This window comes from Rhodopirellula halodulae (assembly GCF_020966775.1).
Taxonomy (GTDB): domain Bacteria; phylum Planctomycetota; class Planctomycetia; order Pirellulales; family Pirellulaceae; genus Rhodopirellula; species Rhodopirellula halodulae.
The window spans coordinates 11,949-32,545 of the sequence record NZ_JAJKFV010000007.1; the positions used below are offsets into that span (position 1 = coordinate 11,949).

A 20,597-nucleotide genomic window follows, 5' to 3' on the forward strand; every position below is an offset into this window, starting at 1 on the left:
CCGAAAGTAGGAAACCGCTTATTGCTTGGTATCTGTTGTCTCGCGGGTTCGATAGAGGAAGGCGTCGGAGGTTAGCAGGGATGTAATCAGTGCGTTCATGCTGCCGCCGCTTTCTTGGTAGGCCCGATGGGCGTCTTGTAAGACGGGTCGGTCGTGGATGGTTTCGTTGCGGCCCATCCAAAATCGAAATGCGTGACGCACAAAGACTTGCTCGACCCGTTCACTGCTGGCGATTCGCTGGATCATCTCGATCGCGTTAGCGACCTCGCCGTCCAAGTCCGCATCGCCGCTGTTGATGATCTCGCCGGATGTGTCGACGGGTTCGTTCAGTTCCAGCGTTCGGTACACACCCGCGTGGTTGTACATCTCGAACGGCAGTCCCAACGGATCCATCTTCTGGTGACAGGTCCAGCAGTATTCCTCGCGAGTCACCCGCATGCGTTCTCGCAAAGTGTGCTTCGGTTCGTCGGGCAGCATCGCGTCGACGGTGATCGGCACGTCGGGGACACCGCCGCCGAGCAAACGTTCGCGAATCCAACGGCCGCGACGAATCGCGTGATTGTCCATGGCGTCCGAATGCGAGACCAGCCAACTGGGATGCGTGAGGATTCCCATGCGTTGCCCTTCGGGTGCCGTCGCCAAAACCCGCTCGGGTTTGAGCGATCCGGTGCCGAAGCTGCGATGGCTGACTCGTGCGTAAATCATGGGGCCGTCCAGGCTGGCTTCCATCACGTCGTGGTTCGTGCGCGCTCGTGAGCGCCGGGCAGCTGCATGCTGACGCTCCTTCGTCTCGAGACGCTGTTTGGCTTGGCTCAACTTTTTGCGGATGTCTTTGTCGTCCGGCGACTCTTTCGATTGAACTTCGAGTTCTGCGATCGATTGTTCCAGCGCGGCAATAACAGCGGCTTCTTGCTTTTCCGCTTCCTTCGAAGCCGCTTTCGTTGCGGCGACGGAGGTCCGGCGTTCTTCCGGTGTGCTGCGACGACCGAAGTAGATATTGTCGTTCGGGCCTGCCACCACGGTTTGCGTTGTCAGTAGCTCTTGCAGGACGTTTTGATCCTTTTCCAAGATCCATTCCACCAAACGGTCAGTGCTCGCCGTTGCGTCGAACATGGCTTTGTAGTGCGTCATGCCCTGAGCGTTCACGCCGGTCGCCGAAAGGGCTTTGGTGTCCTTGCAAACGTAGCCACCAAGGTCGTAATCGAAGTAGTCCCGAAAGAACTGCAACACGCGAGGCTTGCGAATGCTTTCGTCAGCAAGCATTCGCGTGACTTCGCGGCGCACGTCTTCGCGAGTTCGCATGCGTCCGTCGACGATGGATTGCCGGAGTTGTGGATCCGGTGCGATGTAGCTCAGCGCGTGATTCACCGCCAATCCAAGTTCCCAATCCTGCAACATCACTCGGCCGTGTTCGTCCGGCGATCCGGTTTCGACCAATTCCGGCCGAAACAAAGCGTCTCGGTCCAAGAAGATCGCGGACAATCCGAGGACCACGCCGTCTGCCTTGCCCAACGTCTCGACGGAGTCATGGGTCAACGCGATGTACTCTGCAAGTTCCGCTTCGCTCGGCGGTCGAAACGTCACCGCTTCGAAGAGGTAACGCACGGATGCTTCCAAGACTTCGTCGTTGACGTCGTCCCCACGCATCAATTCGCGAATGGGCGTGATGGGACGCACTTCTTGGGTGCTGTAAACCAATGAGGTTGGCAGGCCACGAATGTCGCCTTTCATCTCGTAGGTTCGCGGGTCATCCGTGATTTGCTCGGGGTTGGCGATACTCAGCGGACCATCGGCCATGTAGCGAAGGATGTCCGCCGCGGCGCTCATGATCTGAGTCGCTTCGGCACTGTTGACGGTGTAGTAGGCCGGATAGTTTTCGAGCCCATGATTTCGTGCGGTCGACAAAATGGCTGGGATGCTTTTCACCGCGGTCGCGTAAGCCACCGTGCCGCCCTGCCACTTGATGATCCGGTCGACACCGAAGTACATCTTCAGCTCGCCGCCATGGTTGGTGGGAACCGCATCTCCACGGGTTCGCTGGCCCGGCCGCTTGGGATCGAACTCGGGTTCAGAGTTGATCAACTCGTTCAGTCGCGTGAGGTGTTCCTGTGGTGTCAAACGCCAAAGTCGTGCTGGTGAAGCGGTTGGGCGGAGCGTGATGGAATCGGGGAGCTCCTCAAAAAGCAGATCGTGATCCAGGAAGTTGCCCTTCTCTGGATCGCGGTGGGCATCGAAGCCGCCTTTCTCTCGCATCGCATCGGTCAACTCGTGAACGATGCCATCGGTGAATTTCAAACGCTCCACCACATCGAGACTGGATGCATCCGGAGGCGGCATTTCTTTCAAAGCAACTTGAGCCCAGATGCTTCGCCACGTGGCCGCGTTGATCTCGTCAACAGGGCCCAGGTTTTTTAGCGTCAGATTGCCTTCCGGGTAAGAGCCTCCGTGACAATCCGTGCAGTGGTTCTCAAGAAAGTTCTTGGCGAACGATTGAAAGTCTCCCGAGGGGCGATCTCCCGGCGTGTAAGTCTCTGCGTCCCGCGAGGTGTCACGCGAAGGATCGGGATCGGCGGCCAACAGCGGCGACATGAAACCGTTGACGATGATCGCCCAGCAAAGTCCCAAAACGCTTTTGCGCCGACTCGCGATTCTAAAACCTTGCATCACGCCAACACTTCCGACAATGGTCCGTTGCCTTCGTCGAACTTCTTTGCCATTTGTTCGGACATGTTGAATCGGTCCACGTTCTGTCCGGCAACACGCAGCAGCGTCGTGTACAGCGAGTTGATGGGACGTTTGCCGTCGATCTGTGTGAAGCACCCGGTCTTGAAAATGCCTCCGCAATTGCCGAGCAACATCACCGGCCAATTGGCGCCGTTTGTATGTTGCTTGTCCGCGTTGTTGCTGGTGTACACGATCAACGTGTTGTCCATCATGGTGCCGCTACCCTCCGGAATGCTTTCCAACTTTTCCATGATGCGAACCAACATGCGGCTGTTGTACTGTCGGATCTTGATCCAGATTGGATTGTCAGGTTGATCCATGTGGCCCAGGTTGTGACCTTGTTGGTCGATCCCCAGACCTTTCCATGCCCCGAAAATTTCACCGCGGCCGGAACCGATTGTCAGGGTGTTGGTGATGCCCGAGGTGAGTGACGAAATGCCCAGGTCGAGCAATCGGTCATGCCAATCGGTTTCACACTCCGGTTGGGCGTAGCGTTCATCGACTCTCGGAGCGAACTGACGCAAGTGTTCCGAGATGGTCGACAGTTGCTCGCGAAGACCGTTGGTGTCCTGGAATCCGCGAACGAATTGGCCGTAGCGATGTTGGTCTTCGGCTGGCAGAGACTGACCTTTCGCGGCTGCCAAGGCCTCGATCTTGTTCATGACATTTGATCGGGCTTCGTGTTGCCGACGAATTTCGCCTTCGGCGATGCCACCATACAGCAGTTGGTACAAGTGGTTCGGGTTGGAGTGCATGAAAATCGGCTGCCCCGCACCACTGGCGGATAACCGCGCGATCGTGGGTTTGGTCTTCATGTTTTCGATGGAGTCCATGCCGATGCACAAATGTGGCAACATGGTTTGCGGCAAGACTTTGCTGAGTTCGTAGTCGATCGTGGAGCCGCTTGGCGGAACCCCATCGCCACCTCGATAACCACCTAGTGCACCAAAGAACGCACTGTGCGATGGGCTGGTGTGCGTGCCGTGCAGACCGTTGATGATGTGCAGACGATCTTTGAACGGTTCAAGCGGACTAATGGGCTCGGGGAGCTTGGCTGTGCCCAATGAACCGCTGTGTTTCATTCCTTTGGGGATGCAGGTCCGAGGGTCGAAGCCTTGGTTCTGCATGAAGAACACAATGCGTTTTGGCCCACCACCGGAACGGAGTGTGGCACTGGGCAAGCCAGACTCGGTGGGAGCAGCGAACGAGCGCGGGCTGGGCATCCCCATGGCAACGCCGGCTCCGGAAAAGGCAGCTTGCAGCATTCGACGTCGATTCAACATGACGATGGCTTCGCGAAAGGTGGGAAACATCGATGGCGTGCAATCGATGTCCGGCGGGCGGGGTGTCGATGAATGCCGGTGCCGAATTCGTTTTGGTCGAATCAACGTGGTGTCATCCACGTCGACGGCGTTTCATCGAAGCAAGTTGGGTGGGACAGGTGGGACTTCAGCGGTGGCGATCATTTGGCTGCATCGCGACTCACTGGCGACGTCTCATGTTAGCCGTGCTATGAATGAGATTGCAACAAATTTTTCACCAAGGGAAGGCAGCGGGACGGTATGCCATTTTGGTGAGTTTGAAACCGTTTCCAGCTTGTGCAGGGAAACGATTTCGACCCGATTCAGAACGATTTGCGACAGCCCGCGAAGTGGTTTGTAGTCGCGCATGAAAAAGCCCAATTGATGGGACACCAATTGGGCTGGATTTCGTGGTTTCGTCAGGTCGAGCCGGACGCGAATCAGCTGTCGGACTTTTTGGCTTTCTTTTCGAAGCCTTTGCTGAACGCTTTGTCGTTGAACACCAATTCTGCTTGCTTGTCTTTTTCGGTGCCTTCGACTTTGCCTTTGCATCCGTTGCAGCAGAAGGCAACTTTTGCACCGGCAACGGTGAGCGTGGTTTCTGGATTCACCTCGCCACCGCTGAAGGGGCAGCCCTTTTGCTCGTACTGCTTGGTTTGAACCAATTGGCGGTTGGCTTGGACGGAGAATTTCTCAGGCGTCTTGGCGAACTTGCCCGCACATCCGCCGCAGCAGAAGTACACCTTGCCTTCTTTGTAATCCGCCGATTTGCTTTCTTGAGCATCGCGGCTGGCGATCACACATTGGACATCGTCGAGTTTGACTTGTTCGACCGCATCGGCGGCGACCACGGTGGTGGCGGCGACCAACAGGACGGCAAATGCCGACATCATGTTCTTGACCATCGTTTCAGTTCTTTCAAAAGTGAAATTGGGACAGCTGACTTCGTTGAGCAACCAGCGAAAGTGCGTTGGGAAGGGACGCAGGAAATTTCGATCGGTCGCAATCGGGCACGCGGCGAATGGACGCAGGCGGATCTCCCATAGGCTAAGTCCCGCGGGGATCCGGTGTCAAATCCGGTTGAGTCGACTTTGACGGTCCAAATTGCCGCTCGCGAGGACCGACTTCACCTGCGATTATTACCGGAAGTCGAGCCCGAGTTGGCGTTTGCCTTGGACTTGGCGACCGCGGCGGCCCAGGGATTCAGCTTGGCCGGTTCAGCGTCCGTGGCCTCCTTCACCCCGGGCTGCGTGTCGACCGGCTCGTCCGCTGGCGTTGTGGTTGGTGCCTCAAGCTTGGCGGGCTCCTGAGGCGTGGATTCAGCAGCAGGCGGATCTGCTGAAACAGGCTGGGCGACGGGCGGCTCCGCAACAGGAATCTCGGCGGGAACTTCAACAGGAACCTCTGCCGTGGCCGGTTCCGACGTCGTCACATCCGGTGTCGTCACATTCGGTGTTGGGGCCGAACTCTCGGCGTCCGCGGTACTTGGAACGTTCTCGACCGCGTCGGACACGGGGGTCTGTGCTGCGGGCTGGCTGTCGCCGCTTTCTGTCTTGATTGGCGACTGCGGGGCCGAATCGGTGACTGCGGGTGAATCCTCACCGCTCGCCAAACGTTCGGCTTTGGCCTGCTTTTTCGCGAGCCGCCGGGCGACGTGCTGAGCAGCCAATTCTTCCATCGTATAGATCGTCTCGGGTTGATCCCGTCCGGTCTGTTTGAGGTAGAGCGCGGCGATGAATTCTTTCAGCGGCTTTTTCCAGGGCTGGTCCTTGATGTCCGCGTAGCTGGGAAAACGACGAGGCTCCAGCCCCAATTCGCGGGCCATTTGGACTTCGGCGTGCGTCAGTTTGTATTGCTTTCGGATGTTGATCCAAGGCAAAAATTTGTGGGGAATTCTGGCTTTTTTCTTGTTCGCCATGGGCTTTGATGAGGGGGGAAGGGGACGATTGCGAGGCGATTCTTCGTTGGGTCGGTCTTGACGGTTCGCCGCAAGGCTCCGTATTGAAGCAGAAGTGTTTCAACGCGTCAGTGCGTCGAAGCCGTCGAAAACGGACTTTCGACTATCCCGCATATATTTCACGGAAGAGTCTCGCCATGACAGATCGTTCCCTCGGCGTTCCTTTGCTGGACGTCAATCGTGACAACGCCCCGCACCGCGAAGAGTTTTTGGAAGCACTGACGGAAGTGCTCGACAGCGGGCGTTTCTTGTTCGGTCCCGATGTCAGCGAGTTGGAAAACGAAGTTGCGGCCTACACCGAAACTCCCAACGCCGTCGGTTGTGCATCGGGCAGCGATGCCTTGTTGTTGTCGTTGATGGCATTGGATGTCAAAGCGGGCGATGAAGTCATCGTTCCCAGCTTCACGTTCTTCGCTTCGGTCAGTTGCATCACGCGATTGGGTGCGACCCCCGTGTTCGCCGACATCTGCCCGGACACCTACAACGTCGATCCTGAATCGATTGAGTCGCTGATCACGGACAAGACCGCGGCAATCATTCCCGTTCACCTGTTTGGACAGTGTGCCCAAATCGATCGCATCTGTGAGATCGCAGCCAAGCACGACATTCCCGTTGTCGAAGACGCCGCACAAGCAATCGGCGCCGCTTACAAAGATCGTCCAGCCGGCAGTTGGGGTCAGGTTGGTTGCTTCAGCTTTTATCCCACCAAAAACTTGGGCGGCATGGGCGACGGCGGAATCCTGACCTCCAACGACGCTAGCTTTGCCGATCGTTTGCGTCTGTTCGCGGGCCATGGCATGCGGCCTCGTTACTACCACCAAGTCGTCGGAATCAACAGCCGTTTGGATACGTTTCAAGCCGCCGTGTTGCGGGTCAAGCTGCGACACCTCGATGCCGCGGTCGAAGCTCGCACGGTCAACGCGAATCGCTACACCCGATTGCTGACGGAAGCCGGCTTGGTTGGCGAAGGCCAATTGGAAACACCGTATCACGACAGCAACGCACGTCACGTGTGGAACCAATACACGTTGCGAGTTCCCGGCGAACGTCGCGACGCGTTGCGAGCTCATTTGTCCGAGCGAAACATCGGGTCGGAAATCTATTACCCCGTCCCGATGCACAAACAGGAATGCTTCCAAGACATCATGTTCCGCCACAACGGGTTGGAGCACACGGAAGCCGCCAGCGCCGAAGTTTTGAACCTGCCGATCTTCCCATCGCTCACCGAAGAAGAACAAATTCGCGTGGTGGATTCGATCGCGTCGTTCTATCAACAAGCCAGCCGAGCGGCTGCCTGAGTTGAAACTGATTGAGTCAACTCAAATGCAGTTGCCGCTTTCCTGATGAACCTGCTGCCGCCTGATTTCGAACGGCGGAAGTTGAACTTGAACGTCCGGTTCCGACCGGACGTTTGGCTCAAATGGATTGAGCCGTGACCTCTGTCTCTTCCTTTTCTTCGATCTCGCCATGTTGGTGACTCGTATTCAATCGTCCGTCTCGCGTTCGTCTCCATCGACGCCAGACACCATCACTCAACGCGTGTCTTCGCGAGGCATGTCGGGTTGGGCCGCGTCGATCGTGCTTGCCCTGTTCTGCTCCGCATCTGCCCTCTTCTGCACCGCTTTGACATGCGTCGCAGAGGAAGCTGATCTGCAAGCGGTCACCGCGGAATTGTTGCAAAACACTCAGGCGGAACAGTGGGACGATGCGATGCAGTCGGCTCGTTCGATTGCCGCCACAGAAAAAACCTCGGTGCGTTCCATCGCGGCGTTGATTCAATTGGCGCGCCGACTGGACTCGTCCGCCAACCACGCGGAAGACGCCGCGGACGTGCATGACATGGCGGCTTACGCTTTGATGCGTTTACGGACGCAACAACCGGAAGCATTGAACGACGCGCAAGCCGGCAATTTGTTGTTGGGCGTCGCCCGCGGTCTCTCACGAGCCGGTCGCCACACCGACGCGCATCGTTGGTTAACCGAAGTCCAAGCACTTGAAATCGATCACCCAGAGTGGATTGCAACGTGCATGACCATCGCATCGGGTTTGCTGGACGAAGGGCAACTGGAATCAGCGGAGCAGACTTACACATGGGTGATTGAATCTGGCGAGAGCCCACAGCTCGCCACCGCGCGACTCGGACGGGCTTGGTGCGTGGCGATGTCCGGCCAAGACGACCCCGCCGCGATCGAAGCCATCAATCAATTCCTTCAACATCATCCCGACCACGCCGATGTACCTTCCGCGTTGTTGATGCGGATGTCGTGCCAATCTCGATCGGGTCAAACCGATGCTGCCGACCAATCGTTTGAACAACTGATCCGCGATCACGCGGACTCGGGTGCTTGTTTGCAAGCTATCGTGGCTCGGTGCAACCAGCGTCCCTTGCAAGTGAATCATGGGTTGTTGGCAGAGCAATTGATCACGCGTTGGGAAGCGTTCGTCGACTCACCGACTTTCAACGCTTCTTTGCGATCGGTCGCGATGGGATTGTTGGCGGCTGCGGCCGGTGGTGATGCCGATGCGGAATCCGCCTACGCCGACTCGATTGCGAAACAAGACGAAACGGGCGACATCACCGCGATGGTGCTCGAGCAATTGGTTCAAGCCGATCGAAAAGCGGACGCGGAACGAATCGCGGTTCGTTGGATCGCGTTGCCAAACGTTGGCGGATCGCGTGACCAAGTCGCTGCAACGGGCGATCGATTCATCACCGCTGGCGTGCGTGAGTCGGCCTGTCGTTGGGCGGGACGAACCGGCAACTGGTCGATGCTCGCCGCAGCCGCGAAGGATGAAGAAACGTATTTGGATGGAAGCGACCAAACCGCAGAAATTCGCGGGCGAAACCTGCACGTCGAGCGTTTGTTCGCCGAAGGTTTGCTGCAGACCGGCGATGCAAAAGCCTCGTTCCGATGGTGGAAACGGATTGTCGATGACGGCGGCGCGGAGGACTTTCCGACTTTGTTGCGTTTGGCCGAGACGGCATCGTCCTCGGGCACCGTGACGGAAGCCGCACAACGAATTGCAGCCGCGCGGGCTGCCATCTCGCCGTCATCGCCTCAATCCGCTTTGGTCAACTTGTTGGCTGCGGACGTGGAGATTCGGCAACTGAATTTCGATCGTGGTCGATCGCTTTTGGAAAGCGTCGTTCGCTTGGGATCGGCTGACGAGGATGCTCGCGGTCGCGCTCAATGGATGATCGGCGAAACCTATTACATGCAGGAACGATTCACCGATGCCATCGATGCATATCGATTGGTGGAAGGAATCAGCGGCGACGGGCAATGGACCGCCGCCGCGTTGGTTCAAGCTGGGAAATCGTTCGAACAATTGGGGCGGACACGCGAAGCCGCCGTGTGCTATTCAACGTTGGTGCGTCGCTTTGCGAACAGCCAACACGCAAACGGTGCGCGACGCCGATTGGCCGCGCTGTCGCCGGATGCCTCCTCTGAATCCCCACTTCGACGATGATTCCACATCGAAACGATTCCCGTTCACGACCTGGCCGCCTGCGTCCGACGCTGGCGGTCGCTTCGCGTTTTCTGCCTGTGATCGTTCTCACCGTCGGCATGTCCGTTTGGTCGAACTGGCACGCGTCCGTGACGGCGCAAAACTACAGCAACCAGGGATTCAGCCAGCCATCCATGAACGGTGGCTTTGGCAACAACGGCTACAACAACTCGTTCAATAACAACGCGTCGTCGCAGCAATACGGCGGCGGCAATTTTGGTGCGTCTCAGCCCGCCGCTCGCATTGCAGCCAACCCGACCGCCACCCAAAGCATGTCCATTCCCGAAGCTCCCGCATCCGAACCGGTGGGCGAAGGCGAAACGGAAGAAGCCACAGGCGAAGGATGGCAACCACCGGCGTTTGTGGGCAAAATTGCCGAAGGCGGTGTCTTGATGATCCCACTGGCGGTCTGTTCGTTGATCGTATTGGGATTGTCGATGGAACGTCTGATTGCCCTGCGTCGCAGTCGCGTGATCCCCAAACCCTTTGTGCGTCGCTTCACCGAATGCGTGGAAGACGGCCAACTGAGCTACGAAGAAGCGACATCGATCTGTGACGAGTTTGATTGCCCCGTGGCAGAGGTCTTCCACGCCGCGGTTCGCCGCTGGGGACGACCGATGTTAGAAATTGAACAAGCCGTGATTGACGCGGGCGACCGTGTTGGCGACTCGCTGCGTCGATTCCTACGAGTCTTTCACGCGATCAGCAACGTGACTCCGCTGATCGGTTTGTTGGGAACCGTCTTGGGAATGATCCAAGCCTTCGAAACGATTGCGGATCCCAACGCCGGCGGTCAAAGCGATCTGTTGGCATCGGGAATCAGCACCGCGTTGATGACCACCGCCGGTGGTTTGAGCGTGGCCATTCCGGCCTACCTGGCGTACATGTATTTCGGCGCCAAATCCGACGGCTACTTGGGTGAGATCGACAAGCTTTGCCAACGCGTGATTGACTGCATCTCCGCCGAAGGGTTGGAGAACGCTGGAACGGCCAAGGTACCTCGCAAACGACGGGCGGCTTGATGAAACGCAATCGCGGAACCGAAGACGCGTCGATCAACCTGACACCCATGATCGATGTGGTGTTCCTGTTGGTGATCTTTTTCATGGTCAGCAGCAAAATGGATTCGGGTGACAGCGGCGTCCAAGTCAACGTCGCTGCCGCGGACATGCGTTCGATGGCTCGCACGCCGGATCAGCGCGTGGTCGAAGTTCGCAACGACGGAACCTTGTTGCTGGATGGAACCCCGATGAGTTCCGAACAGCTAACCCAAACTCTGAAACAACAACGCGATGCTTACCCTGGTTTGCAAGTCTCCTTGAAAGGCGACAGCGACAGTGCACTGCACCGAGTCGTGCAGGTCATGCGTCAAATCGAACAAGCCGGGGTGCGAAAGATTGGCGTCAGCGAACGCCGTTAACCGCGACTGATCTTGCCGATGACTGCCGTTCCTCCCACGCCGATGATTCCGGTTGCCGAAGCGTCCGACGCGCGGCGGGTGGCTTCGTGGGATCACCTGGAAACATTGTGGGCCGACCCGAACGTTGTTCGCGGAGTCGCCTTGGTCGCGGTGACGCTGTTGGTCATCACGATCGTTCTCTTTCGACGTCGCAAAGCCAGCGGTCGTGGGGCCGCAATCATCTGTTTGATCCTGTCCGTGGCCTTGCACGGCGTCTTGATCCTATACGTTCCAAAGTTGTCGGTCTTTTGGAACGGTGGCGGCCCCGAGAGTGATGCGACGGCGAGCGAAGGTGCGTCGGAAATCGCCGTGACCACGTTCGATCCGGAGATGCTGGAATCGCTGCAGGAATCCTCGGAAGAAACGGCTCAGCCATCCGCTTTGGCGGCTTTGAAATTGCCGGAACCATTGCTGCCGGAACGCGACGTTGAGGCCGAAGCCACACCCATCGCATCGGAAGATGTCAGCTCCACCGAACTGGAATCCCCTACGCCGGAGCCCCCAACGCCCGAACCCGAAAACATACCGATCCCGTCCATGCCAGCCATCCTGGCGTCCGCTCCGAAGCCGGCGGAGTTGAGCGAGATGGACTCCAACGAAGAAGCAACCGTTCCCGAGACCATCGAAAGTTCCATTGACGATTGGTTGCAATCCGCGTTGGCTGAAACACCACCGGACGTGGAGCCAATCCAGGAACTCGCCCCTTCACCAATCGTTCCGGAAACTCCAGCGCCGGCGTCAACCGCGGCTTCGATGACGAACGGATCCGCGACGAAGGCGAGCCCGGATGCGGTGGCCAAGATCGCTTCTGTTCACCCGGCAGCCTCGTTACCCGAGCAGCCTTCGTTGGGCAACGTCGACGAAGACTTTGCATCGCGGGCCGGTGCGGCAAAGGCTCATGCGTTGGCTCAAAATGGTGGAGACGCCAGCACCGAAGCCGCGGTGGAAGCCGCCCTGAAATACTTGGCGGCTCAACAACGAAGCGACGGAGCCTGGGATCCCAAAACCACCGGTGCCGGACAAGAGCGAGCGCCGCTGGGACTGCATCGTGGCGGCGCGGGACGCAATGCGGAAACGGCCATCACCGGGTTGGCGTTGCTGGCGATGCTTGGATCCGGACACACTCATCAAGAAGGCGAACATCGCGACACCGTGTATCGCGGTCTCGCGTTCTTACTTTCGCGGCAGCAATCCAACGGTTCGTTGGCGGGCCCGGCGTCGGTGTACGCGGCTCACTACAGCCATGCCATGGCCGGATTGGCACTCGCTGAAACCGCGGCAATGACCGGCGACCCATCCGCCATCGAAGCCACACGTCGATCGATCGCGTACACCCGTTCGATGCAGCATCCGGTCACCGGCGGTTGGCGTTACAACCGAGGCGACACAGGCGACCTCAGCCAGCTCGGTTGGCAAGCGTTGTTGATTGACGCCGCCGAGCGAGCCGAGGCGGTCCAGCCAAACCGCCGCATGTCCGACGGTATATCGCGGTTTTTGGACTCGGTGAGGCGCGGACGCGCCGGGGGACAAGCCTGCTATCGACCCGGCGAACCCACGTCGCCAACGATGACCGCGGAAGCTCTCGCCACGCGATTGCTGATCGGTCAGAAGCTTCCCGACGCAACAATTCAAGAAGCCGAATCGGTGCTGTTGTCGAACTTGCCTGGTCAAGGCACCGGGCCTGACAACTATTACTACTGGTACTACGCCACGATGGCTCTGCATCAATTGCAAGATGATGCCTGGGAACGATGGAACGCGGCGTTGAAACAACGTTTGCTCTCAACGCAACGCCCCGATGGATCCTGGTCCGATCAGACCTTGTGGGGCGGCTACGGAGGCACGGTTTACACCACGTCCATGGCCACGTTGTGTCTCGAAAGCTACTATCGACATTCACGCCGTACCGAGTGAACATCGGCTGAACCAAACGCCATTGACTACTCGACCAGCACCACGTCACGAGCCGCGGGAAAGGGCGAAGAGGGAGCCAACGTGGTTTGGCCCAAAGTGACGAAACGAATCGTCCCCGCAGCGATCTTCAGGTCGTAACGGCTGTTGGCACCGACCAAGGACACATGCCCCCACTTGGCGTAGATCGTCCCCGAGAGATCGTTGTCACCGATGAGTTGCTGACATTCCAGCAGCATCGGACGGCGATCGGAAGGATGCTGGTAGATCAGCATTTCATGATACGGCGAGGACGGATGATTCAGGCCCGTCAGTTTGCCACCAGGTAGCAACGGTGCGATCACGACGCTGGGAGGGATAGTAGAAACGAGATTGGGAGGCGGTTCTGAACCCGTCATGTCCTCACCAATCAAATTGCCGCTGCCATCGAAAGTGGCGGACGGAGTGAGATAGAACATCACGCCTTCGGCTTGAATTGGCCCCAACAAACACAAGGAAATTTCAGTCACCGGGTTCTTGCCCGTGATGACGTAGACGCCCGGTTCGAAGCGGACTCCTCCCGTGGGAGCGACCACCGTGATCGATCGGTAGACGCCCGGTGAGTAAACCGTTTGGGCGAGCGTTTGTTCCAGCGGGGCTCTGAAAGGTGCCAGCAATGGACGAAGCAGGCTCGTCAATCCGGCCGTGACTTCATCCAGCACATCCTGAGCACCCGCCACGGAAAGCGTGATTCCCACAATGTCAGCGTTCGGGTGTGAGTTGCTCGGGGTTCCAAACGAAAGGGGCGACGGCAAACCTTCCAGCGGGTCCGGAACCGGCGAGCGATTGGCCTGCAGAGGTGATGCGGCACCTGAATCCAAGGGTTGATAGCAGGATCTTCGATCAACACCACCTGCCACCCGTATGTGTTCGGCTTTCAATCGTGTCGTCGACAGCAACGGCATGCAGGCGACTGCGTGCGGGTAATGCGGGTTCTCACCAACTGGATCGCCTCGTTCATCGACGCCGCCCCATTCATTGTTGACGTGCACGGAACCTTCTACCTGCAGACATCCAAGCCCTTCGACTTCGAGCCCCGCCGTCAACGTGGGAAGATGAAGCGGGACAAGGTTCTGAACGACCTGATCAAGCGTTTGGGCGACCACTGTTAACGTCGCGTCGAGCAATTCATTTTGCAGCAACGCCTCCACAATGCCCGACAGTAACGGCACGGCGGACAGCAATGAACCAAGTTCGTATTGATTGATGGCCAGATTGCGAACACTGAGGTGACCAAGGCTTTGCAACAGAGAAGGAAGGTCGGCAACGGAAAGCGTTTCGGGATCCGGATCCAATGCCACCAACGCCGCACCGGGTGTGACCGCATCGCATCCCGCAACGGATCGCGTGGTCATGGTGTATTCGCGTTGTCCCGCAAAGAGTCCCATGAAAGATGCGTGATAAGTCGTGTCGACAATCACCTCGACGTAGTTTGCATTGCCTTGATAAGAACCGCTCGCCGGCGGCCGATTGATCGAAACATTCGCGGTGGGAAGGCTGTGGTCCAAACAGACGATTCGATCCGCGACCGAATGCAGTTGGCCGGTAATTCCAAGTTGCAACTGATTCGCCGCCGCCATTGCCGCCGAGTCGGTAGCGTGTTGCTGAACCCATTGGTCCGTCGCCAAACGACCGCCGTCGAAAACCAATCCAACGAAAGCGAGAAGGGTGGGCAACAGAATTACAAGCGAGACAAGGATCTTGCCTTGCCGTGGCTCTCTTGCGTCGCGGCGGTTTGCTGCGTGCTGAAAAGAATAGAGTTTGGCTGGATGCATGAAGGTGCTCTCAATTGACGATCGTCATGGTGGAGGTGCCTTGCAGTTCAAACGGTCCCCATGGAAACAGACCAGGCACCAGCGAATCATGAGTGAATTCGAGTTGAACCCTCACGCGATCTCCGGGGCGTTGTTCGCCATCCGGCCACTCCACTTTCATCGAAACGCTTTCTGGATCCATCGTCGGCAGAAAGGCTTGCAAATTTCCGGCGTAGTGCGTTCCCGAGACCATGTTTCCGCTGAATGACTCGGGCCCCCAAGTGCCGTTGGCTGGCGGGCTCATTGAACCGTGCAGCGTCGCACGTCGGCCGATGCGGCGAGCAGTATCCGAGAGAGCGTTCATTCGAATGGCCGCGGTACCGAGGTCCAACAAAGCCAACAAAATCCACAGCAACAACGGCAGTGTGAAAGCTGCCTCGACCGCCGTGGCACCACGACGCGATTGCCGATGCGATTTCGATTCTCGAAAGCACATCGGATCGGGGATAACTATTTTGGAGATGGTTCGCCGTTTCATCGGAATTGCTGAAACTCCGCGACATGACGCACCTGAACTTCCTGCGGAAGGACCGGCCACTGAACAATCGTGCGAAACGGGATGGACACCTCACTCGCGATGATCTTCTGTCCGTTTCCATTGTCACGGTGGGAAACCGAGACGATGGCATCCGCTGAATCAATGGAAAGGTGTCCCAGCTCATCCTGAATAGCTTGCTGAACATTGCTTCGCCACTGTGACTCATTCTGTGGATGAAACCGATTCATGGCGCCGTGCAAGGAACCCACTCGCGCCGCATTGGCCACCACTTGGCGAACGTGAATGATCCGTGCGAAATCGCAACACGCAAAAACCAAAAGCAAAATCACTGGCAGCAACAATGCGAATTCGGTCGCGGTTGCTCCCGATCGTTCCGCGACTTTTTCGCGACGCAAGTGCCGATTGGGTGAAAGAAGCAAGTTGCTCATTGGCCCGCGAAAGCCTCCTGGATCTTGAAGGCGGCCGGGCTGACCAGCACGATGAAGATGGCCGGAAAGATGAACAGCATCGTGGGAAGGATGATTTTGACCGATGCCTTTTGTGCATTCTCTTCTGCGGCTTGTTCTCGTTGAAAGCGGAGCATGTCCGAATGCCCACGCAACGCTTCGCTGATGTTGGTTCCGAACCGCTGTCCCTCACGCACCAGTGAACTCAGCGTGCGAAGAGCATCGTCGTTGGTGCGGTCCGCGAATCTTCTCAGAGCTCGTTCCACCGGTGATCCCAATTCAATGTCTTGCTGGACCATACTGATTTGCGTTGCAAAATCGGGATGGATCCATTGCAATTCTTGACCGACACGCTGGATGCTTTCTTGCAAGCTCAATCCCGCATCCAGACACACCACCATCAGATCCAAAAAGTCAGGAAGAGCGTTCCGCAACATGCGATGAAATTGCCTGGATGTCCGGCGCAGCCACAGGATCGGTGCGGCGTAACCCACCGTCATGAGAATCGCGGCTACGCAAAAAGCATGTTGCATCGGAAGCTTGCCTGCCCAATAGCAAGCACCGAGGGCAAAGGGAGGGACCACCAACAACAAACACCGAAGTGTGGACAAGAAAAACCACATTCCACGGTGGTGAATACCCGCTTCCATCATCGGTGCGGCCGTTAGCCAGGAACGCAGCCCCGGCCGAACGCGATCGGACTTGCCGTCACGGTTGACCCCCGAGTCGTGTTCGGCCCAATCGACCGAGTCACCGTCCTCATCCTGTGAAAGTTCCGCCAAGCGACCTTGCACGTCTCGCCAGTAGGGATCCCACCAATGAAAGATGAGATACGTCACCAAAGAAACGGTGGCAAAAATCCCAAGCAACGCGACCGCTTGCGGAGCGACATCAATGACATTCATTTCAATACTCAAAACGGACGATGCGGCGGATCAAATAGGCACCCACAAGTTGGGAAGTAGCGGTTGCCGCAAGAAGTCGAGGGCGTTCCAAGAGCGTGCTGGCGTACTCGGGAGAAAAAGCGACGATCGCCCCCAGCGCCACCACGGGAAGCAAGATCAATACCCATGCCTGCATCCGACCTTCAGCAGTCAACGCCTGCAACTTGTCTCGCATTCGCAAACGCTTGGTGACCAGCAGTGAGAGATTGTCCAGCAGCTCCACCAAGTCGCCGCCAGAACGATTTTGAACGAGTAACGCGACCACAAAAATTCGCAATTCCATCACGGGGTTGCGTTCGGCAAGTTTACGCAGGGCCAGTTCGCGGCCCATGCCAAGGTCTTGTTGCTCGTAACAAAGAGCGAACTCTTCACGGATCGGGGATTGGTGGTCTTCGGCGATCATTTGCAACGCCGCGGTAACCGTTTGGCCGGATCGCACCGCCCGGCTGATGATCTGGAACACTTCCGGAAGTTGTCTGCTGAGTTGTTGATTTCGCGAATGGCGTTTGAGGTACAGGTACAGGAACGGGAAAGCACTGCCGATCACCGCTGATGCGGCGGCGACTTGCCAATTCCACAACATTCCAAACGTCGCGAGAGAGACGGTGACAGCAAGCGTTCCCAACCAAAGTTGACGGAGACTCCAATTGACTCCCGCTTGTTCGATCAACTTGGTGATGGTGGCGGGATGGATTAGGAACGGCCACTTCGTTGAGTGAGAACCCGTGGTCTTGAAAAGGTCCGCAGCATCCATGTCTTCCGCGTCGTGGCTCAATGCCGCCATTCGCCGACGCACGCCGAATCGATACCGAAACACGTGCTGATGCAGCACGGTACTGGTTGCAAACACGGTCATTGCGACCATGAGGAAAACGCTGCAGGAGACGATCCACACATTCATTGCGTTCTCCTCAATCCGTCCAACTGTTCTTCACGGAACGTGCCGGCCCGGAAGTAAGACCGAGGAATTTTCAAACCGTTGCGTTCCAAGCGATCAATGCACTGGGGTACGATTCCTTTGGCTTCGAATTGCCCAAGTGTCCGCCCCTCTTCACTCATGCCTGTTTGGCGAAAAACAAACAAGTCATGCATGTTGATGTTTTCACCGTGCACACCGGTCACTTCCGAAATTTGCACGATCTTGCGTTCGCCACCGGGCATGCGGGACACGTGGACGATCATGTGAATGGCCGACGCAATTTGTCGGTGGATGAACCACATGGGCAAGTCAGATGTCGCCATGCTGACCAACATCTCCAATCGACTGATCGCTTCCCGAGCGTCATTTGAGTGGATCGTCGACATGCCGCCGTCGTGTCCGGTGTTCATCGCCTGAAGCATGTCAAACGCTTCTGCACCCCGACATTCGCCCATGATGATTCGGTCCGGACGCATCCGAAGGGCGTTGCAAAGGAGGTCACGTGCGGTGACTTGTCCTCGACCCTCCAAGTTGGCGGCGCGAGTTTCCATTCTCGCCACATGAGGTTGTTGCAATCTGAGTTCGGCGGCGTCTTCGATGGTTGCGATTCGTTCCTTGGAAGGCACAAAACCTGAAAGCAAATTCAACAAAGTCGTCTTGCCACTGCCCGTTCCTCCCGAAATCAAAATGTTCAGCCGTGCTCGAACGCACGCCGATAAAAACTCCAACATCATCGGAGTCGCTGAGTTGGAGTTGATCAGCGTTTTCGCTGTGATGGGTTTGGAGGAAAAACGGCGGATCGAAACCAAGGCCCCGTCCAGTGCCAATGGCGGGATCACCGCGTTCAGTCGGCTGCCGTCATGCAACCGAGCGTCCACCATCGGACTGGATTCATCGATCCGTCGACCAACTCGTCCCGCCAGTTTCCGAACGATGTCCACCAAATGGTTGTTGTCGCGGAACTGAATGTTGGTTTGCTCCAAGATCCCGGCGCGCTCGACGTAAACGCAGTTGGGGCCGTTGACCAAAATGTCCGAAACCGTGGGGTCTCGCATGAGAGGTTCCAACGGTCCCAAACCCAATGTCTCGTCGACCAACTCATCAATCAGTCGCTGTCGTTCCGCTTGGGAGAGCAGGTCCGAATGCATGCGAGAGAGTTGTTCGGCGCCACGTCGAAGTTCTTCCCGTAGCCGATTGGGATTGGCCGTTCGCGAAGCTGCCAAGTCAATTCCACTAATGAGCTTTTCGTGGATCTCGGCTTTGAGTTGTTGAAACCGGCTTTCTCGTTCAGTCGAATCGAAGCTGGCGGAGCGAATCATGATGGATCTCGAGGGTGGCGATCAAATACGCTGGCGAACAAAGATGCCAACGGAAAAAGACGTGAAGGGACAACGTTGCCATGGGCATTTGCCACGTTCACGTTCCGGCGATGAGTCCCGACACCAGTGAAAGTTTCAAACTGGTCAGCAAGCCTTTGGGCACCGGCGATCCGTTGGAAGCTTCGCTCGGCAGCAAGTCGCGAATGCATGGAATCGTCCAAGTCGTTTCACGGAGCGCTTTCGCGATGTTGCTGTGCGGAGATTCGAGTACAACCGGATTGCCCATGTTAAGTGACACCGTGACGCTGACCGGATCGTCCGGGATGCTTCGAATCGTGTTGACGTTCAGCAGTTTTTCGACGGAACGAATGGGTAATTCACCGGCGTGCCCTGTTGCCATTGCGACGACGTGGAACGATGCAGGCAAGGTTTGCTTCTTGCGTAAGAATCGGAGGTATTCCTTCGTCCGCAGCAGCGATACAAAATCCAATCGCGTTGCCAAGACGATGGCGTCAAAGGACTCAAGAATGTCAAGGTCGTCTGCTTGAATCGGGTCCTCCAAATGCACGACCGAGCATGCGTATGCGCCAGCGACGATGTTCAGGATCGTTTCGCAGCATCTTGGTTTGAGATTCGTAAACCGACTGCAAAGAGGCGGGCTGGCAAGCAACTGAATTCCACATGGATGTGGTGTCATGGCTTGGTCCACCATGGATGCGTCCACACCGTCGGCTTTGGTCATCAATGGTTGCAGCGTGTGTTGCGGATCAATCTTCAACATCGCGGCGAGGTCACCGCCTCCAACCCGCATGTCGATCAACGAGCACGTGCCCAAATGCTCGCTGATCGACGCGGCCAGATTGCAGGCCAGCAGGTTGGAGTCAGTCGCGGAAGCCGTGGGAATGACACCGATCAATGAGCCATTGCATCTGTGCTGAATCGATTCGCTTTGAATCCTCGCCACAACGCGTCGGATCTCTTCGGCGGAATCGTTGCTCCATCGAATCACATCCGACACGCCAACACGAAACAATTGCAAGATGGCGTCGGGATCGGTGATCGACGCCAGCACAATCACCTTGCAATCACCAGCAGTCAGCAACGTTTGCAGAAATAGAAGGTGTTCCGGGGTGATGGTTTGAAAGACCACGAAGATCAAGCGGTGCCCCACAAACGGGTCCACGGCCAGTTCGGTATCCAAACACAAGTCGACCATTCGGTCTTGCGGGCAGTTGAGGCCTAGCTCGCAGAGGGTTTGTTGAACCTCCGTCGCGATCTCATTGCGTTCATGCAGGATCCAGGTTTCCATGATTTCACTGTGGGGGAGAAGCACGAATGTTTCCTGCCATTCGTGCGGGTCACTTTGGGGCGTTGGCTGTCAACGAATCCATCACGATGACAATCAACCCTAAGACCCAAATTGCGCAAATGACGTCACCCGGGTGTCAAAATGACCCTAGGGAAAGCCCTTGGTGATTTACCCTAGTGGCGACTTAAAGGTGCTCTCCTGCCCTTTGGTGTGACTGCCTTCAACGTTGAGCAAGCGATCTGCGCCAGCACGCCTGGATCTCGCAAGGATCGATTTACCATTGGCAAACTCGGTGCAATCGCGAAGGTGCCCAACGCCGCGTCGACCAATTCATGAGCTCAGTCGAATGAATTGCGAATGAGTACAAGGCGAACGCTCGCGCGAGGTTGGTTGATGTTCGCCAGCGGATTTCACGCTTGAACTTCCGCCGGATTTTCGTTCGCCCA

16 protein-coding genes are annotated in these 20,597 nt (G+C 57.1%); 5 read left to right on the top strand and 11 right to left on the bottom strand.

What is annotated here, in order from left to right:
* Positions 1-18: 18 nt before the first annotated feature.
* The 4 genes from LOC70_RS05460 to LOC70_RS05475 form a co-directional block, all read right to left on the bottom strand.
* The gene (locus LOC70_RS05460) at positions 19-2,589 is read right to left on the bottom strand and encodes a DUF1588 domain-containing protein (protein WP_230252385.1); all 2,571 of its coding nucleotides are present in this window, start codon (positions 2,587-2,589) and stop codon (positions 19-21) included.
* 74 nt (positions 2,590-2,663) lie between these two features.
* Positions 2,664-4,007, bottom strand: coding sequence for a DUF1552 domain-containing protein (locus tag LOC70_RS05465; protein ID WP_230252605.1), 1,344 nt, complete (start codon positions 4,005-4,007; stop codon positions 2,664-2,666).
* 458 nt (positions 4,008-4,465) lie between these two features.
* Positions 4,466-4,918: a hypothetical protein gene (locus tag LOC70_RS05470; protein ID WP_230252386.1), complete on the bottom strand. Its 453-nt coding sequence runs from the start codon at positions 4,916-4,918 to the stop codon at positions 4,466-4,468.
* Between the two features lie 233 nt (positions 4,919-5,151).
* Positions 5,152-5,943, bottom strand: a complete 792-nt coding sequence (locus LOC70_RS05475) for a hypothetical protein (protein ID WP_230252387.1) — start codon at positions 5,941-5,943, stop codon at positions 5,152-5,154.
* A gap of 176 nt (positions 5,944-6,119) precedes the next feature.
* Between LOC70_RS05475 and LOC70_RS05480 the strand changes: the two genes are divergently transcribed.
* The 5 genes from LOC70_RS05480 (at position 6,120) to LOC70_RS05500 (ending at position 12,865) form a co-directional block, all read left to right on the top strand.
* The gene (locus tag LOC70_RS05480; protein WP_230252388.1) at positions 6,120-7,280 is read left to right on the top strand and encodes a DegT/DnrJ/EryC1/StrS family aminotransferase; all 1,161 of its coding nucleotides are present in this window, start codon (positions 6,120-6,122) and stop codon (positions 7,278-7,280) included.
* Between the two features lie 169 nt (positions 7,281-7,449).
* Positions 7,450-9,453, top strand: coding sequence for a tetratricopeptide repeat protein (locus LOC70_RS05485; protein WP_230252389.1), 2,004 nt, complete (start codon positions 7,450-7,452; stop codon positions 9,451-9,453).
* Entirely contained in the window at positions 9,450-10,514 is a 1,065-nt protein-coding gene (locus tag LOC70_RS05490) for a MotA/TolQ/ExbB proton channel family protein (RefSeq protein ID WP_230252390.1), read from the top strand. Before LOC70_RS05485 ends, LOC70_RS05490 begins: the two co-directional genes overlap by 4 nt.
* Positions 10,514-10,912, top strand: coding sequence for an ExbD/TolR family protein (locus LOC70_RS05495; protein WP_230252392.1), 399 nt, complete (start codon positions 10,514-10,516; stop codon positions 10,910-10,912). The genes LOC70_RS05490 and LOC70_RS05495 overlap by 1 nt, the downstream gene beginning before the upstream one ends.
* 18 nt (positions 10,913-10,930) lie before the next feature.
* Positions 10,931-12,865: a prenyltransferase/squalene oxidase repeat-containing protein gene (locus LOC70_RS05500; protein ID WP_230252394.1), complete on the top strand. Its 1,935-nt coding sequence runs from the start codon at positions 10,931-10,933 to the stop codon at positions 12,863-12,865.
* 26 nt (positions 12,866-12,891) lie between these two features.
* Here LOC70_RS05500 and LOC70_RS05505 read toward each other — a convergent pair whose 3' ends face one another.
* The 7 genes from LOC70_RS05505 to LOC70_RS05535 all read right to left on the bottom strand — a co-directional run bounded on the left by LOC70_RS05505 (position 12,892) and on the right by LOC70_RS05535 (position 20,151).
* Positions 12,892-14,676 carry a pilus assembly protein TadG-related protein gene (locus LOC70_RS05505; protein WP_230252396.1) on the bottom strand — a complete coding sequence of 595 codons (1,785 nt, stop codon included), beginning with the start codon at positions 14,674-14,676 and terminating at the stop codon, positions 12,892-12,894.
* A 10-nt stretch (positions 14,677-14,686) separates the two neighbouring features.
* Complete coding sequence (locus LOC70_RS05510) at positions 14,687-15,193, bottom strand: TadE/TadG family type IV pilus assembly protein (RefSeq protein ID WP_230252398.1); 507 nt, start codon at positions 15,191-15,193, stop codon at positions 14,687-14,689.
* Complete coding sequence (locus LOC70_RS05515) at positions 15,190-15,642, bottom strand: TadE/TadG family type IV pilus assembly protein (RefSeq protein ID WP_230252399.1); 453 nt, start codon at positions 15,640-15,642, stop codon at positions 15,190-15,192. Before LOC70_RS05515 ends, LOC70_RS05510 begins: the two co-directional genes overlap by 4 nt.
* Complete coding sequence (locus tag LOC70_RS05520) at positions 15,639-16,565, bottom strand: type II secretion system F family protein (RefSeq protein ID WP_230252400.1); 927 nt, start codon at positions 16,563-16,565, stop codon at positions 15,639-15,641. Before LOC70_RS05520 ends, LOC70_RS05515 begins: the two co-directional genes overlap by 4 nt.
* Position 16,566: 1 nt before the next feature.
* On the bottom strand, positions 16,567-17,505 hold the full coding sequence (locus tag LOC70_RS05525) for a type II secretion system F family protein (RefSeq protein WP_230252401.1): 939 nt from the start codon (positions 17,503-17,505) through the stop codon (positions 16,567-16,569).
* A complete protein-coding gene (locus LOC70_RS05530) occupies positions 17,502-18,842 on the bottom strand; it encodes a CpaF family protein (protein ID WP_230252402.1) in 1,341 nt (446 codons plus the stop codon). The genes LOC70_RS05525 and LOC70_RS05530 overlap by 4 nt, the downstream gene beginning before the upstream one ends.
* A gap of 97 nt (positions 18,843-18,939) precedes the next feature.
* Complete coding sequence (locus LOC70_RS05535) at positions 18,940-20,151, bottom strand: AAA family ATPase (protein ID WP_230252403.1); 1,212 nt, start codon at positions 20,149-20,151, stop codon at positions 18,940-18,942.
* Between the last annotated feature and the right edge of the window lie 446 nt (positions 20,152-20,597).